This is a genomic window from Methanogenium sp. MK-MG (assembly GCF_009914725.1).
Classification (GTDB): domain Archaea; phylum Halobacteriota; class Methanomicrobia; order Methanomicrobiales; family Methanomicrobiaceae; genus Methanogenium.
On sequence record NZ_JAAAWJ010000051.1, the window covers coordinates 1 to 14573 of the forward strand.

General features: G+C 57.1%; 12 protein-coding genes. 4 read left to right on the forward strand and 8 right to left on the reverse strand.

The features are described 5' to 3' along the window. The coding region (locus tag MKMG_RS08050) for a sensor histidine kinase KdpD (protein ID WP_165077164.1) at nt 1-712 on the forward strand (712 nt) is incomplete at its 5' end. A gap of 33 nt (nt 713-745) precedes the next feature. Here the strand turns inward: MKMG_RS08050 and MKMG_RS08055 are convergent. From MKMG_RS08055 to argF, 8 genes are all read right to left on the reverse strand, one after another. After that, complete coding sequence (locus MKMG_RS08055; RefSeq protein ID WP_165077166.1) at nt 746-1807, reverse strand: AI-2E family transporter; 1062 nt, start codon at nt 1805-1807, stop codon at nt 746-748. A gap of 1005 nt (nt 1808-2812) precedes the next feature. Next, complete coding sequence (locus tag MKMG_RS08060) at nt 2813-3415, reverse strand: hypothetical protein (RefSeq protein ID WP_165077168.1); 603 nt, start codon at nt 3413-3415, stop codon at nt 2813-2815. Beyond that, nucleotides 3415-4674, reverse strand: a complete 1260-nt coding sequence (locus tag MKMG_RS08065; RefSeq protein WP_254059133.1) for an aldo/keto reductase — start codon at nt 4672-4674, stop codon at nt 3415-3417. Before MKMG_RS08065 ends, MKMG_RS08060 begins: the two co-directional genes overlap by 1 nt. 101 nt (nt 4675-4775) lie before the next feature. Then, on the reverse strand, nt 4776-5597 hold the full coding sequence (locus tag MKMG_RS08070) for a proline dehydrogenase family protein (protein WP_165077170.1): 822 nt from the start codon (nt 5595-5597) through the stop codon (nt 4776-4778). 5 nt (nt 5598-5602) lie between these two features. Next, nucleotides 5603-7156 carry an aldehyde dehydrogenase family protein gene (locus MKMG_RS08075; protein ID WP_165077172.1) on the reverse strand — a complete coding sequence of 518 codons (1554 nt, stop codon included), beginning with the start codon at nt 7154-7156 and terminating at the stop codon, nt 5603-5605. A 134-nt stretch (nt 7157-7290) separates the two neighbouring features. Next, the gene (locus tag MKMG_RS08080) at nt 7291-8565 is read right to left on the reverse strand and encodes an arginine deiminase (RefSeq protein WP_165077174.1); all 1275 of its coding nucleotides are present in this window, start codon (nt 8563-8565) and stop codon (nt 7291-7293) included. Further along, on the reverse strand, nt 8558-9535 hold the full coding sequence (gene arcC / locus MKMG_RS08085) for a carbamate kinase (RefSeq protein WP_165077176.1): 978 nt from the start codon (nt 9533-9535) through the stop codon (nt 8558-8560). Before arcC ends, MKMG_RS08080 begins: the two co-directional genes overlap by 8 nt. Continuing rightward, nucleotides 9532-10563, reverse strand: a complete 1032-nt coding sequence (argF, locus tag MKMG_RS08090; RefSeq protein ID WP_371415205.1) for an ornithine carbamoyltransferase — start codon at nt 10561-10563, stop codon at nt 9532-9534. The genes arcC and argF overlap by 4 nt, the downstream gene beginning before the upstream one ends. A 235-nt stretch (nt 10564-10798) precedes the next feature. Here argF and MKMG_RS08095 point away from each other — a divergent pair, with 235 nt between their 5' ends. The 3 genes from MKMG_RS08095 to MKMG_RS08105 form a co-directional block, all read left to right on the forward strand. Further along, entirely contained in the window at nt 10799-11347 is a 549-nt protein-coding gene (locus tag MKMG_RS08095; protein ID WP_165077178.1) for an HDIG domain-containing metalloprotein, read from the forward strand. A 76-nt stretch (nt 11348-11423) separates the two neighbouring features. Next, on the forward strand, nt 11424-12224 hold the full coding sequence (locus MKMG_RS08100) for a class I SAM-dependent methyltransferase family protein (protein WP_165077179.1): 801 nt from the start codon (nt 11424-11426) through the stop codon (nt 12222-12224). Nucleotides 12225-12767: 543 nt separating this feature from the next. Then, on the forward strand, nt 12768-14573 hold a 1806-nt coding region (locus MKMG_RS08105; RefSeq protein ID WP_165077180.1), incomplete at its 3' end, for an MASE3 domain-containing protein.

Genomic DNA, 14573 nt, shown 5'->3' on the forward strand with positions numbered 1-14573 from the left:
CCGATCCACCGATATGGTGAAGAAGGATGAGGCCATCCATGAAGCGCAGAAGAAGATTGCGATGCTCTCATCTGTTACCCGGCATGACATTCTCAATCAGGTGACGGTCATCCGCATGCTCTTTGACATTATGGAGATGACAGGAGATGTGCCTGCTGACTCAGATACCTGGGTGCAGCTCTCAAAGATCAATGATGCGGCAATCACCATCGAGCGCCAGATCGGTTTCACCCGTGACTATGAGGACCTTGGGTCACAGCCCCCTGTCTGGCAGCATATCGGAGATCTGGTGACCCGGATGGCTGCCACGTCCGAATTCTCCCATCTGACAGTCGCCTGTAGCTGCCATAATCTGACAGTTTATGCCGATCCGATGCTGGAGCGGGTGGTGCATGAACTCTTCACGAATGCCGTCCGGCATGGAGGTGATGTGACCTCCCTTACGGTCTCATGCCGGACAAATATGGATGGCACGGCTGTAATCGATGTCTCAGATGATGGTGTTGGTATCGCAGATGACCGGAAACAGAAGATCTTCTCGCATGGCATTGGGATTAAAACCCGTTACGGTCTGTATCTCTCCCGGGAAATCCTGTCGGTAACGGGCATCACCATCCGGGAGATCGGCACAGAAGGAACGGGTGCTGTCTTCTCTCTTTCGGTGCCTCAGCAGAACTGGAAGATTCCCCGGGATCATCACATCTCCTCCTGAACGCAGGAGAAAAAAATAACCGGCACACTTTTTTCAGGCAGTTTCGGTCTCATCGTCACTCATCAGGACGGCAAGCCAGCGGGTGCGTTCGTCTCCTGCAAGCAGGGTTCTCAGGATGACGGTGAGGGGTATTGCAAGGAACATGCCGACGATGCCCAGGACTGCGGTCCAGACTAACAGGGCGATGACGACTGCAAGCGGGGTGAGCCGCATGTCATTTGCTGCAATCTTTGCGAAGACAACGTTCTCGACGACGAAGTTGAGGATGGCAATTCCCGCGAGGACGAGGAGGACACCTCCCCAGCCAAATTCCAGCCATGCAAGTATGATGGCAGGCACACAGGCGATGAAGAGGCCAATATAGGGGATGTAACTGAGGATGATGGTGAGCACTCCCCAGAGTATTGCGAGGTCGACACCGATCACGTACAGGAATGCCCCGATAGAGCCGCCGAGGACGATATTGGTCTTTGTCCGCACGACCATGACGTCATAGGTGTTGCGGATGAGGGTGGGCAGGTTGCGGCTGAGGCTGCTTGCCGGGCCGAATGAACGGTTCAGTTTCTCCTGCAGGGTCGGCAGTTCGAGCAGTATGAAGGCGGTGACCACGAGGACAAAAAACCCGTTGACGACAATCGTTGAGATGTCGCCTGCGAGTGTCATCGCAGGTGCTGCGAGGGTCTTGAGGCTGATGATGCCTGAATCGAGAATGCCCTCTATTGAGATGCCGTATGTGCCCAGTAATGCGTTAAGACCTGCGAGGTTTGCGTTCAGCTCTTCCTGGTATTTTGGCAGTTCTCCGGCGAAGATCATGAGTGAGGTGGCCGCGAGCAGGAAGAGGGTGATGCCGATCAGGAGATAGAGGAGGGTGATGATGCCGGTGCCTGCCCAGACCGGGATATTTTTTTCTTCCAGCCAGACGAGCAGGGGTGCGGCGAGAAAGGCCAGCACAAGTCCCAGCAGGATGACGGAGAAGACATCAGTGAACATTGTGATTCCGACAAGAATCACGAAGAGGGCGGCACCTGCGATGAGTGAACGCAGGGGCCCTGATGGTGATTCCTTGTATTCCTGTATGCTGGTGGACTTGGGCATATTAGATTATTGTTGTCCGGGATTTGGAGATATGTGTTTGTATTTGGGGAGAGTGTTTACGGGGGAATAGATATGGAATATGTTCTGTTTTTTGGCCGGTAGGAATACTCCATTCCGTGGATCATTGCCGTGAAAAAATATATCCTCACAGCGGGCCTGAGCGGGTAGATCTCTCTCAATACATGTGATACATCCTCTCAAAATACCCGTCAATAGCGACCGCTTAATAGTCCACAATAAATCGTATTTTTGGCAAACAACGGGCATTGCGGCCTTCATTTCTCTGCAGAAATGATGGCCCGAAAATACGTTCATTCTGTCCTTCGATTCCTCGAAACAGGGGGTCACAAAGGGTGGTGATGCCAGGAAAATCGTGACAAAACCGGAGAAAAACGTATCCACACAGCAGCCCGGAGCGGGCAGTTCTTAGTCAAGACATGCCATACATCCTCTCAAAATATCCGTCAATAGCGACCCCTTAATGGTCTGCAATCCTCCGTATTTTTGGCAAATAACGGGCATTATGGGCGTCATTTCTCGGCAGAAATGATGGCCCGAAAATACGTTCATTCTGTCCTTCGATTCCTCGAAACAGGGGATCAAAAAGGGTGGTGATACCAGGAAAATCGTGACAAAACCGGAGGAAAATCGCATCCCCACAGCAGCCCGGAGTGGGTGTTTCTCAGTTAAGACAACCGATACCCTCTCAAAATATCCGTCAATAGCGACCCCTTATTAGTCCGCAATAAACCGTATTTTTGGCAAATAACGGGCATTACAGCTGTCATTTTCCGGCAGAAACGATGGCCCAAAAATACGTTCATTCTACCCTCCGATTCCCCAACGCAGGGGATCAAAAAGGGTGGATCGAGAGTAAACAGAAAATAAAACACAGAGAGAGGGATTCATCTCTCTGTTTATCCACCCGCCGGAACCGGGAAGATGGGATGGGGTATGGTGACTCTCCCCTGCTGCAACGGGGACGGCCCGTTCCTCAAAAAAGAATTATTCCGGAAGAAGAGCCCGGTCAACGCCGAGATGGTCCATCCAGTTTTTCAGGTCCGTCTCATTGATCTCATCCTTGCAGGTTGCATAGAGATATGCCGCCTGTTCGGGGGTGCCCCGGTCGCCCGGCATCAGGATGAAGGGGATGAGGAGTTCAAGGGGTGCTACAAAGAAGCGTTTCCCGTTCACCATGAGCTTCAGGCGCTTCAGGTAGGCGTAGCGGTCACTATCCAACGGGTTTGCCCGGATATGCACATTGGGGAAGAACTCCTCGTCCCGTGCGATACGCACACCGGCACCGGTGATAAAGAGACGGTACCACGCCGCCCCGTCTCCCGGACTCATCACCGTAAATCCTTTTTCCAGGAAGGCCTCCACCATCTCGAAGAAGCGGTCACGGCAGATCACGGGAAGGGTGAACTCCACCTCTTCACACGGGCCGGTATGGCCGAAGAGCGATGCCGCGTATCCGCTGGTGATGGTATAACCACTGTAATTCCATATCTCATCTACGAGTGACTCAACAAACCGGTCGGTCTCTGTCTGTATCTTGCCGTCCACGGTAACGTTCCTGCCGTTCCATTCAATCTGTAATTCCTGCATTATTTGTCACGTTCCTGGTGTGCCCGGTGCGCCAGTATGCGTGTTGCAATCCCGGCGGCGTGGGAGATGATGGTCCTTTTTGCCCCCCACAACGGACCTTCATATATCTGCTGAATATCTCTGAGTGCGCCCGCGATGGGGATCTGCTGTGGGCAGTGTGCCATACACCTTCCGCAGGCCTGGCAGAGCCCGGCGTTTCCGGGTGCATCCCCCAGCACCCCCCCGAGGCGGACCGCATACTCAGTTTTGGCGCCCCGCCCCTGTACCCTCAGAGAGTGGTTGTTCCAGAGATTAAAACACTCCGGGATATTCACGCCGTACGGACAGGGCATGCAGTAGCCGCACCCGGTGCAGGGCACCTGCATCGCCTGCCGCCAGGCATCCCGTGCCGTTGCCATCATTGCCTCCTCATCCGGGCTAAGGCTGCCGGGTGTTGTCTCACGGGCAGTCTGCTGGTTCTCCGCAAGATGTCCTTCATCATTCATGCCGGAGAGGACCACGGTCACCTCCGGGTGGTTCATCACCCAGCGCAGGGCATGGGCGGCAGGGCTGCGCTGCACGGCGGCAGCGTCGTAGCATGCCTCTGCTACAGGCGGGACAGCGTTTGCGAGCATGCCGCCCCGGAGGGGTTCCATCACCATCACGGCAAGGTCATTTTTGGTGGCATACCGGAGTCCCGCGGTGCCTGCCTGGTGCTCTTCGTCCAGTATATTATACTGAATCTGACAGAAGGTCCAGTCCCGGGCGTCCACTATTTCGCGGAAGGTCTCCGGGTCGCCATGGAAGGAGAACCCGGCATTTTTAATCTGCCCTTTTGCCTCTGCTGCGTCAAGGAAGTCCATCACGCCCAGACTGAGGAGTCTGTCCCAGTTCTCCCTGTTTAGACTGTGCAGCAGATAGTAGTCAACAGAACTGGTCTGCAGGCGGGAACACTGGGCTGAAAGGGTCGCATCCATGTCATTGCGGCTGTGTGTGGTCCACGGTGGGAGTTTGGTTGCCACCTTCACCTGTTCGCGGTATTTCCCGGCAAGCACCCGGCCGACGAATGCCTCTGAGGTGCCCATGTGGTAGGGCACTGCGGTATCGATATAGTTCACCCCGGCATTAACTGCCGCATGGATGAGGGCCGTGGCCCGTTCCTCATCGATGGTATGGCCCTTCATGGGGAGGCGCATCGCCCCGAATCCCAGTAGCGAGAGGCGGTCGCCTGTTTTGGGAACGGTGCGGTACTGCATGTCGGAGTGCTCCTCGGGCTGCATACGAAGAGTCTGGCAGTGAAGGGATAATTATCTTTGCCGCATCTGTTGGGGAGCAGGAAAATAGGTGGAGATGATTTTTGCCGGGGAGTGGCAGTTTCCCGTCATTCAAGCGGACGTGTCCGGGCACTTGCGAGGGCGGCGAGATAGATCTCGCGCCTGCGGTCGTACGACCCGTGATCATCTCCGTAGGGCAGGTATTCATCCACCTTCCATCCGGCGTTGGCCATACCGATCATCGTCTCGGTCCCGAGGCCTTTCAGAAACCCGAAGGTGATGCGTGTGCGTGCCTCAGGGATGGAGTCCTGCAGCCACCGGATCAGACTCATGTCATGGGTGCCGACAGAGAATTGCGGATGCCTGCGTGAGAGAAGGAACGCCTGCGTCCGGAATGCCGCTGTAATTTCATTGCGCTGGTTCAGGTCACCGATGTAGGCGCCCTTCACAAGGCGGACCGAGACCCCTTCGTCCGCCGCCCGGTTTAGATCCGCCGGAGTTCGTTTCAGATATGCCTGCAGGGTGAGGGTAAAGGTATACTCCTGCTCTGCTGCCTGAAAGGCGCCTTTTAAGGTGTCATGTATGAGGGATGTGCCCTCCACATCGATTCCGACGGGCACGCGCTTTGCCGTCGCGTGGGAGAGGATCTGCTGGAGGTATTCATTATATGCCTCCGACTGCAGGGCCACACCGACAGCAGAAGGCTTGACTGACACTGATGCGTCCAGGCCATGGCGGTGGATGGCAGAGATGGAGTCCTCATACCTCCGGGCGGCCTCCTCTGCTGCCTGTCGATCTTCTGCAAACTCACCGAGGGGGTGCAGCATACAGGCGATGCCCCGCACATTGCAGGCCCTGCACCAGGATACTGCTTCATCCAGTCCCGCGAGATGCCACCTGTTCTTTTGTATCTCTACACTCTTCATCATTGTTCTCACCCCGTGAGCCTCGTCTGTGCCTGTTCACGCATATAGGAGAGGAGATAATATGGTCCCCCCACTCCCCGTCCGGTTGAACCGCTGCTGTTCCACCCACTGAATGACTGGTACTCCGGCCATCCGCCGGTCGTCGCCCCGTCTTTCCGGTTGGCATAACAAACGCCGAACCGGATCCGGGAGAAGAATGTCTCCACCTCTGCCGGGTCTTCTGAGAAGATGCCCGCGGTCAGACCATACTCTGTGTCATTTGCGAGTCTGATGCCCTCCTCTATCCCGTTGTACACGGCCAGCGCCACCAAGGGAACAAAAAGTTCGTTTTTCATCACCGGGTGGTCATGCGGAATACCGGTTACAATGGTGGGTTCTGCAAAATGGGCCCCGTGAGTCTCTTTCCCGGAGAAACTCCGTCCACCGAGGAGGACTTCTCCTACGGCAGCAGAGACGGATGCAACCGCCGCATCAAACCGCTCCCTTGCTTCACGGTTGATGAGCGGTCCCGTGAATACTCCTTTTTCCCGAGGATCGCCGGTGGTGCAGCGTGTGGCCCGGTCAGCTAGTATATCTGCAAAGGCTGGAAAGACCGCTTCTTCGACATACACCCGTGAAGTGGCGCTGCATTTCTGCCCGCTGAAGCCGAAGGCACCCCGGCAGACGCCCTCCGCCGCCTTCTTCAGGTCAGCCTGTGCTGTTACAATACAGGGATTTTTGCTGCCCAGTTCAAGGATCACCGGTTTTGGATACGGCTGGTGTGTGGTAAACTCCTGCCGCAGCCACATACCGGCGTCCCGCGACCCGGTGAAGGTCACTCCTGCAATACCCGGTGACCGGGAGATGATCTTCCCGAAGGCCGGGCCACTGCCGGTGATGCAGTTCGCCGCCCCTGCAGGCACGCCTGCTTCTTCAAGGATCTGACAGAAGGTGAGCATCGAGAGCGGTGCCGCAGAGGCCGGTTTCATGATGACCGTGTTGCCGGTGATAAGAGCCGCTGCCGCCGCCCCCGCCCCCAGGACAAGCGGAAAGTTAAACGGTGAGATCACGGCCCATGCTCCGTACGGGCGCAGCACACTCTCGTAGCGGTCGGTCTCTGTGTCGGCCGGCATTGACCGGCGGAATCCGTCATTGTCCCGGATAACACTGGTGTGGTAACGCAGGAGTGCCATGGCCTCGCCGACCTCGGCAAGTGCCTCATTTCTGGTTTTTGCGCATTCAAGTGTGATGAGTGCCGCAAGCCCGAATATCTCCTCTTCCATACGGTCGGCTGCCGCCTCGATGCATGCACAGCGTGCCACCCATGGTGTCTGTGACCAGCAGGCATATACCTCATCTGCCGCCAGTATCGCAGCCCCGGTCTCTGCCATCCCGCACTGCTGGAACGTACCTGTTTTCAGTGTTGGCTCAATGGGTGACCAGACCGTGAAGGTCTCCCGTGCATGAATCTCCTCTCCTGCCACCCGTGCCGGGTGGACCTGACCCAGTTGTGATTCTGCCGCGACCAGAGCCTCTTCGTATTTACGGTCAATGCCAGGATCTTCTGGCCGTGACGTGTACATAATCTGTTCTTTCAGAATTTATCCCCCCGTGGAAATTTCTGCCTGACATCCCCCCGGAGACCAGGTGGTACGCCCTATCCTCCGCTCAGACTATTTAGCCCTTTGCCAGACGCGGGGGCTGTCCTGCTGTGGAACTATATTGGGTCCCGCCTGAGAGGGCAGGTCATGCAGTGGGTGCCGCCGCGTCCCCGGCATAGTTCAGCTCCGGAGATCTCCAGCACCTCAATCCCCTCTTTTTCCATACTGTGGTTGGTGTGGGTATTGCGGGCGTAGGCGACGACGACCCCCGGCCGGAGGGCAACCACATTGTTTCCGTCGTCCCACTGTTCCCGTTCTGCTTCATAGCGGTCGCCGCCGGTGGGGATGAGCGTCAGCTGCTTTTCACCGAGGGCGTCTGCCACAGCTCCGGTGAAACTCTCCTCCCGCTCCACCGTGAAGGGTGCCTTCTCTTTATCCCTCTCTTTTCCGGGATAGAGGGAGAATGCAGGGGCATTTTCGATCACCGGCGGGTAGATGGTGGCCGTGCCGGGGTCAAGGAAGGTGAATACCGTGTCAAGGTGCATATGGGCACGATTGGGGCTGAGGTGGCAGACGATGATGCGGTCAACGGCATCTGCCGCGAAGAGGCGGGATGCGACGGTCTCGATTGTCTGCGGGCCGGTGCGTTCGCTCATGCCGAAGAGCAGGGTCCTCGCGCCGACATGCATCACGTCCCCGCCTTCCAGGGAGGCAGTCCCGCATGTCACTGTCGGGCACCCGGCACCCGCAGTCTCTTCTCCGTACCAGACGGGAATATCCCTCCCGGCAAAGCGGGGGTGGTGGCGGTAGACTGCAGCGGCGTTCATCGTCTCCCCCCGCCGGACCGGCCAGTACATCGGGTTCAGGGAGAAACCTCCGCAGAACCAGGAGGAGGAGTCGCGGGTATACATCGTATTCGGGAGCGGCGGGATGACAAAATCGTCCGGGTCGGCAGCGGCCGCCACCAGAGACAGCCTCTGCAGCTGTCCGGCGTCTGCTCCTGCGAGATCGGCGAGCTGCAGGCCTGCGGTCAGGTGGTGAACCAGTGCGGCGGAGTCACTCTCCATGAGATATTCATGCAGTATCCCTGCAAGCAGTGTGCCGCTGCCGGCTGCCTGCAGGGCGGAGGCGGCCAGTTCCCCGCGGCATACCCGGCTCTGCCGGATGCTCTCTTCGAGGAGGTCAGCGAGGTGGCAGACCCTGACCCCTTCCTCTTTCATGAGGCGGGTGAACTCGTCATGTTCAGCCGCCGCCCGGTCGACCCAGAGGACGTCGTCAAAGAGGAGTGATTGCCGGTTTGAGGGGGTGAGTCGGCGCAGTTCGTCGCCCGGACAATGTACAAGCACCGTGCGCAGCCTGCCGGTCTCTGAGTATACCCCAGAGTCAGGCATGCTCCTCCCCCTCCTCTTCCTCTTCTCTGCCTATTGTCTGGTAGTGTGCGCCGGTGAATACCTGGGTACCGCCGGTGCCTGCCACCATTGCAGGGATATCTGCAAGTGCGCCTATCGCGGCCCGTTTTCCGGGAGTGCGGGCAAACCGGCAGGCCGCCTCGACCTTCGGGCCCATCGACCCGGCGGGGAAGTCCCCTGCGGTGAGGGCATCCGGCGGGGCGGAGACGATGCGCCGGGCGGCTGCTGTGCCCCAGTCTTCGTATACTCCGGCCACATCGGTTGCCATGATGAGGAGGTCGGCTGCTGTCTCCCGGGCGAGGAGGGCACTTGCACGATCTTTATCGATGACTGCCTCAACGCCTGTCAGGATTCGTCTTCCGTCCGGGGCGTACATCGTCGGGATACCTCCGCCTCCGGTGCAGATGACGATGGTCCCGTGCTCCAGCAGCCAGCGGATCGGGCGGATCTCGAAAATTCGCCGGGGTTCCGGTGAGGGGACGACCCGCCGCCAGGCATCCCCGTCCTGCCGGAATGTCCAGGTGTGCGATGCCGCGAGGCTGTCTGCCTCCCTGCGGGTATAGACCGGGCCGACAAACTTTGTCGGACGGCTGAACGCCGGGTCGTGTGCATCGACCTCCACCATGGTGAGGAGGGTGGCAAGCGGCTGGTCTTCGGGGAGGAGGTTTCCCAGTTCCTGTTCAATGAGGTAGCCGATCATCCCCTCGGTCTCGGCCCCGAGGACATCCAGTGGAAAGACGCCGTTCTCCCCTTTACCGGCGGCTTCCGCGGCCTGGAGGGCAAGGAGACCCACCTGCGGGCCGTTTCCGTGGGAGAGAACTACTTCGTGGACGGTGGCCACCGGTGCAATCGCCTCTGCTGCCCTCCGTACATTCTCGCGCTGTGCTGCTGCGGTCATCGGTTCCCCCCGGCGCAGGAGGGCATTTCCCCCGAGGGCTATGACGATTCTCATCGGTTCTGTGATCCGCCTCCGTTTTCCCTGTAGGCATCATCTGCAAGTGTCGCCACCATGATGGCCTTGATGGTGTGCATCCGGTTCTCTGCCTGATCAAAGACGATGGAGCAGGGCGACTCAAAGACCTCATCTGTGACCTCCAGTTCAGACAGGCCGGTTGCACGGAACAGTTCCTCGCCCACCTCGGTCTCCCGGTTGTGCAGGGAGGGCAGGCAGTGCATGAACTTCACATCCGGGTTGCCGGTGGCCCTGATGACATCCATCGTCACCTGGTAGGGCAGAAGCAGTTCGATGCGTTCGTTCCAGACCTCTGCCGGTTCACCCATCGAGACCCAGACGTCGGTGTAGATGAAATCCACCCCGCGGGTGGCCTCTGCGACTGATTCAGTGAGGGTCAGTGAGGCCCCGGTCCGGGCTGCGATCGCCTGGCAGGCGGCCGTAAGTTCTTCGTCAGGCCGGAGTGCGGCGGGTCCGCAGATGCGGATGTCCATGCCGAGTTTCACGGCACCGACCATCAGGGAGTTGCCCATATTGTTGCGCCCGTCCCCCAGATAGCAGAAGGAGACCTCCTTTGGCGGGCGGTTAGTGTGTTCGGTCATCGTGAGGACGTCAGCAAGGATCTGGGTCGGGTGGAACTCATCGGTGAGGCCGTTATAGACCGGCACCCCGGCATATGCGGCGAGCGTCTCTACGCTCTCCTGAGAGTATCCGCGGAACTCAATGGCATCATAGAGACGCCCGAGGACACGGGCTGTGTCTTTGATGGACTCCTTGCGGCCGATCTGTGAGCCTTCCGGCCCGAGATAGGTGACGTGTGCCCCCTGATCCCGTGCCGCCACCTCAAATGAGCAGCGGGTCCGGGTCGAGTCCTTCTCAAAAATGAGCACGATCTGCCGGTCTTTCAGGTATTTTCGTTCTGTTCTGTTCTTCTTTGCCGCCTTGAGGCGTCCTGCAAGGGCGAGCAGTGCCTGCAGTTCTTCTGCCTCAAAGTCAAGAAGTTTCACAAAACTCCGGTGGCAGACCATGTCGGTGACTGTCTGTCGGGATAGGGATATTGATGCCTCTTTCATGAACATTATCCTCCGGTTTCATCTGCCCGCCCTTTTCCCCTCATCTTTTTTGAGGAAGAAAGGAATATTACGGCTGAAACCGGTATACTGATGGTAGGCGAAATTTCTCCTGTGATTATATATGTTTTCTCCCCACACCTGCCCGCACCGGATGGTGAATGTTATCCCTTCTGCCGGACATCCTCTTTTCATGGAGAGAGCTGATGCCATTCTGCTCCTGCAGGAGCATGTGGTAAAGGAGAGTCTCATTGCCCACTGCCGTGCAACCGCGGCCGTTATGCGTGCAACGGCTGAGGCACTGGATGAGGATGCCGACCTCTGGGAGGTAATAGGTATCCTGCATGACATCGACTATGAGGAGGTGGGTGGAGATATGCAGCGCCATGGTGATGTGGGTGCTGACCTGCTCCTTGCGGCAGGACTGGGAGAAGAGGTGGCAGGCCCGGTGCGCCGGCACAATTATGTGAAATACGGCGACACCGACACCCCGGTGGATACTGCCCTCACAGCAGCGGACAACATATCCGGCCTCGTTATTGCCTGTGCCATGGTGAAGGCTGGTTCCGTGAGTGATGTCACGGCAAAGACGGTTAAAAAAAAGGTGAAGGACAGAGCGTTTGCCGCCGGGTGCAGTCGTGACCGGATCCGGAGGATTGAGGCATATATGGAACTGCCCGAATACTATGCCCTCTCGGTTGCCGCCCTGCAGGGCATAAAAGAGAACCTTGGGCTTTCATGACCAGCATATGTCCTGTGGCCGGAGCGCGGCCGATGATTTGTCCGTTTCCCTGTGGTTCCCTGGGGGGTATATACTGATGTCACTTTCATCCCGTTGTGCCGGTTGTCTGCCCCCGGATGCGGCCCGCCTTGTGCCTGGCCACTATGATATTATTGGCGATGTGGCCGTTGTCGCCCTGCCCGATGCCCTTCTGCCCTACCGCGAGGTGATCGGCCGGTGCATCACAGAAGAGCGCCGCAGCATTCGGTCGGTCTGTCTGCGCACGGTCCCGGCAGCAGGCACCCGCCGGGCGGCCGGGTATGCGGTCATTTATGGCAGGGAGGAGACCGAGACCCTCCACCGGGAGTATGGCTGCAGCTATCATCTGGATGTGAAGGCCGCCTGCTATCATTCCCGCCTCGCCTCTGAACACCACCGGGTGGCAGGTGGTGTGCGGGAGGGCGAGCGGGTGCTGGTGCCGTTTGCCGGTGTCGGCCCGTTTGTGGTGCCTGCCGCACAGCAGGGTGCGCAGGTGACTGCCATTGAGATGGACCCGGATGCCTGCCGGTATCTCCGGGAGAACATCAGGGAAAACGGTGTGGAAGATACGGTCACCGTCTTTGAGGGTGATGCCATGCAGCTGCTCCCGTCCTGCGGAGGGGGATTTGACCGTGCTATTGTTCCCGCGCCATACGGGCTGAATACCGCTCTTGATGAGGTAATCCCTCTGGTCAGCAGGGGTGGCGTGATTCATTTCTATACCTTCACCGTCCCTGAAGAGACTGACATCCTCGCGACAAAATTCAGGGGGATGGGATGTGTGGTCAATGCAATGCGCCGGTGCGGCGATGCAGGCCCCGGTGCATCGCGCTGGGTCTTTGATCTCCGTCGGCGGTAGATATCTTTTATTCGGTAAACAAAATTTAACCCCTTCGGAGACGGGGGGTTGGGCCTGTGGATTTGCGGGCATCAGTCTGGAGAATGAAACAGAAATCACCTGAGCCTTTAGTTCAGGTGTCGTTCACTGTTTTTTGTCTGTTGCGAGGCACGGTGTTTGACGGTGTCAGACGGCAAATGACGGGATGATATATGCAACACTGCATATCAATAGAATGAAGATAAGGATGTAATGGATTAATTTTTGCATTTTTTCACCCGATATTGGATTTTTATATAACTAATGAGACTAATGATTCGCTACGGTAATAATCTGGTGTAGGAAATATTTATGTCTTACTTCGTTGCGGCTCTCCTCAGGCCGTCATCTGTATGCAACACTGCCCGTATCTGCATAAACGGAATTTCCAGTCATTATACCCTGCAGGTTTGGCTGATTCTTCCTGCAATGGGTGAGATCCGGTGTGTGTTCGGGTTCTGATAAGACGATCCCATTTCGGAGAAAGTATCATTTAGTTATTTTAGTTATCTATATCGGCAGTCAATGAAAGCCAGCAGCGGGGAGGGTGAACAGATGAACAAGTCAGGCACACACGGTCCCGGCACTCCGGGAGGGGTATTCTCAGAGAACCGGCACTTTATTGCGGTCCTTATGTTGATCATTGCAGGGGTGGGGCTCACCTCTCTCTACAGTTTCCTGCTCTCTCATGTAATCGTTGAGATGTTTTCCGTTCTCATTGCATGGGTCATATTTATCATTGCGTGGAATGCCCGCCGGTATCTGCAGAACAACTATCTTCTCATGCTGGGGATTGCCTATCTCTTCATCGGCGGCATCGATTTCATTCACACGCTTGCCTATGCGGGGATGAATATCTTCACCGGCTATGGTGCAGACCTGCCGACCCGGCTCTGGATTATTGCCCGCTATATGGAAGCGGTCACACTGCTCATCGCACCCCTGATGTTTGGCCGGACTCTGAAACCCGGCCGGGTATTTTGCCTCTATGCAACGGCGACGGTCGTGCTCGTTACAGCCACATTTGTGCCCGGTCTCTTTCCTGCCTGCGATGTGGAGGGGTCAGGCCCCACACTCTTCAGGATCATGAGTGAGTATGTCATCTGCATGCTCCTCGCGGGGGGCATCGCCCTGCTCTGGCAAAATCGTGACCACTTCGGGGCTGACATCTTCAGGCTGGTCTTGGCCTCCATCGTCTGCACCATCTGTGCCGAACTGGTATTCACATTCTATATCAGTGTCTATGGGTTCCCGAACTTAGTGGGTCATCTCTTTAAGCTGGCATCCTTTGCGCTGATTTACCAGGCACTCATCGTCTCCGCATTCCGGCGCCCGTTTGAGACGGTCTTTCGTGAACTCCGGCAGAGCGAAGAGGAGGTCAGAAAAGAGCGTGACCGCCTTCAGCAGTACCTGGACATCGCGGCGGTCATGTTCCTCGTCATCGACCGGAATGGTGACGTACAGCTCATCAACCGGAAGGGGGCGGAGATTCTTGGTTATCCCCCGGAGGAGATCATCGGGAAGAACTGGTATGCCACCTTTCTGCCGTCCCCGGTCAGAGATGAGGTGGGCCGCCGCTTCAGACATCTGATCTCAGATGATATCAGGCCCGACGAAGAGATTGCCGAGAATCTGGTGCTCACGAAGGCTGGTGAATTCCGGAGAATTCTCTGGCATAATACCGTGATACGCGACATGGAGGGGATGATCACAGGCACCCTGAGTTCCGGCGAGGATGTCACCGACATTCGTGAGGCGGAACGCGACCTTCATCTGAAGAATGCGGCTATCGAGGCGACACAGAATGGCATTGCCCTGCTTTCGATGGATGGCACCGTGCGCTATGCAAATGCGGCGCTCACGAAGATGTTCGGATATAACGATGAGACTGCATTGCCGGGGCGCTCCATCATTGATCTCGGTGAGGACCGGGAACAGTTCGAGGCCGCTTTCAGTGAGCTCACCAGGACCGGGAGCTGGTTCGGGGAACAGTGTGGAAGGATGGCAGACGGGGGTTCGATTGATCTGCTGGTCTCGGCCACGGTGATATCCGACAACCGTGGAGAATCGGTACATATTGTGGTATCGTTCATGGACATCACTGATATGCATCGCTACCGGACGGCACTGGGGGAGGCAAACAGGAAACTGAATATCCTCTCGTCTCTGACCAGACATGATATCCTGAACCAGCTGCAGGTGCTGCTCTCCTACTCTGAACTGCTTGAGGAGACGACGCCGGATGATGCACCCGGTCATGAGTATATCAGTAAACTGTTTGAGGCGATCAGACGGATTTACCGGCAGATTACATTTACCCGCGATTACCAG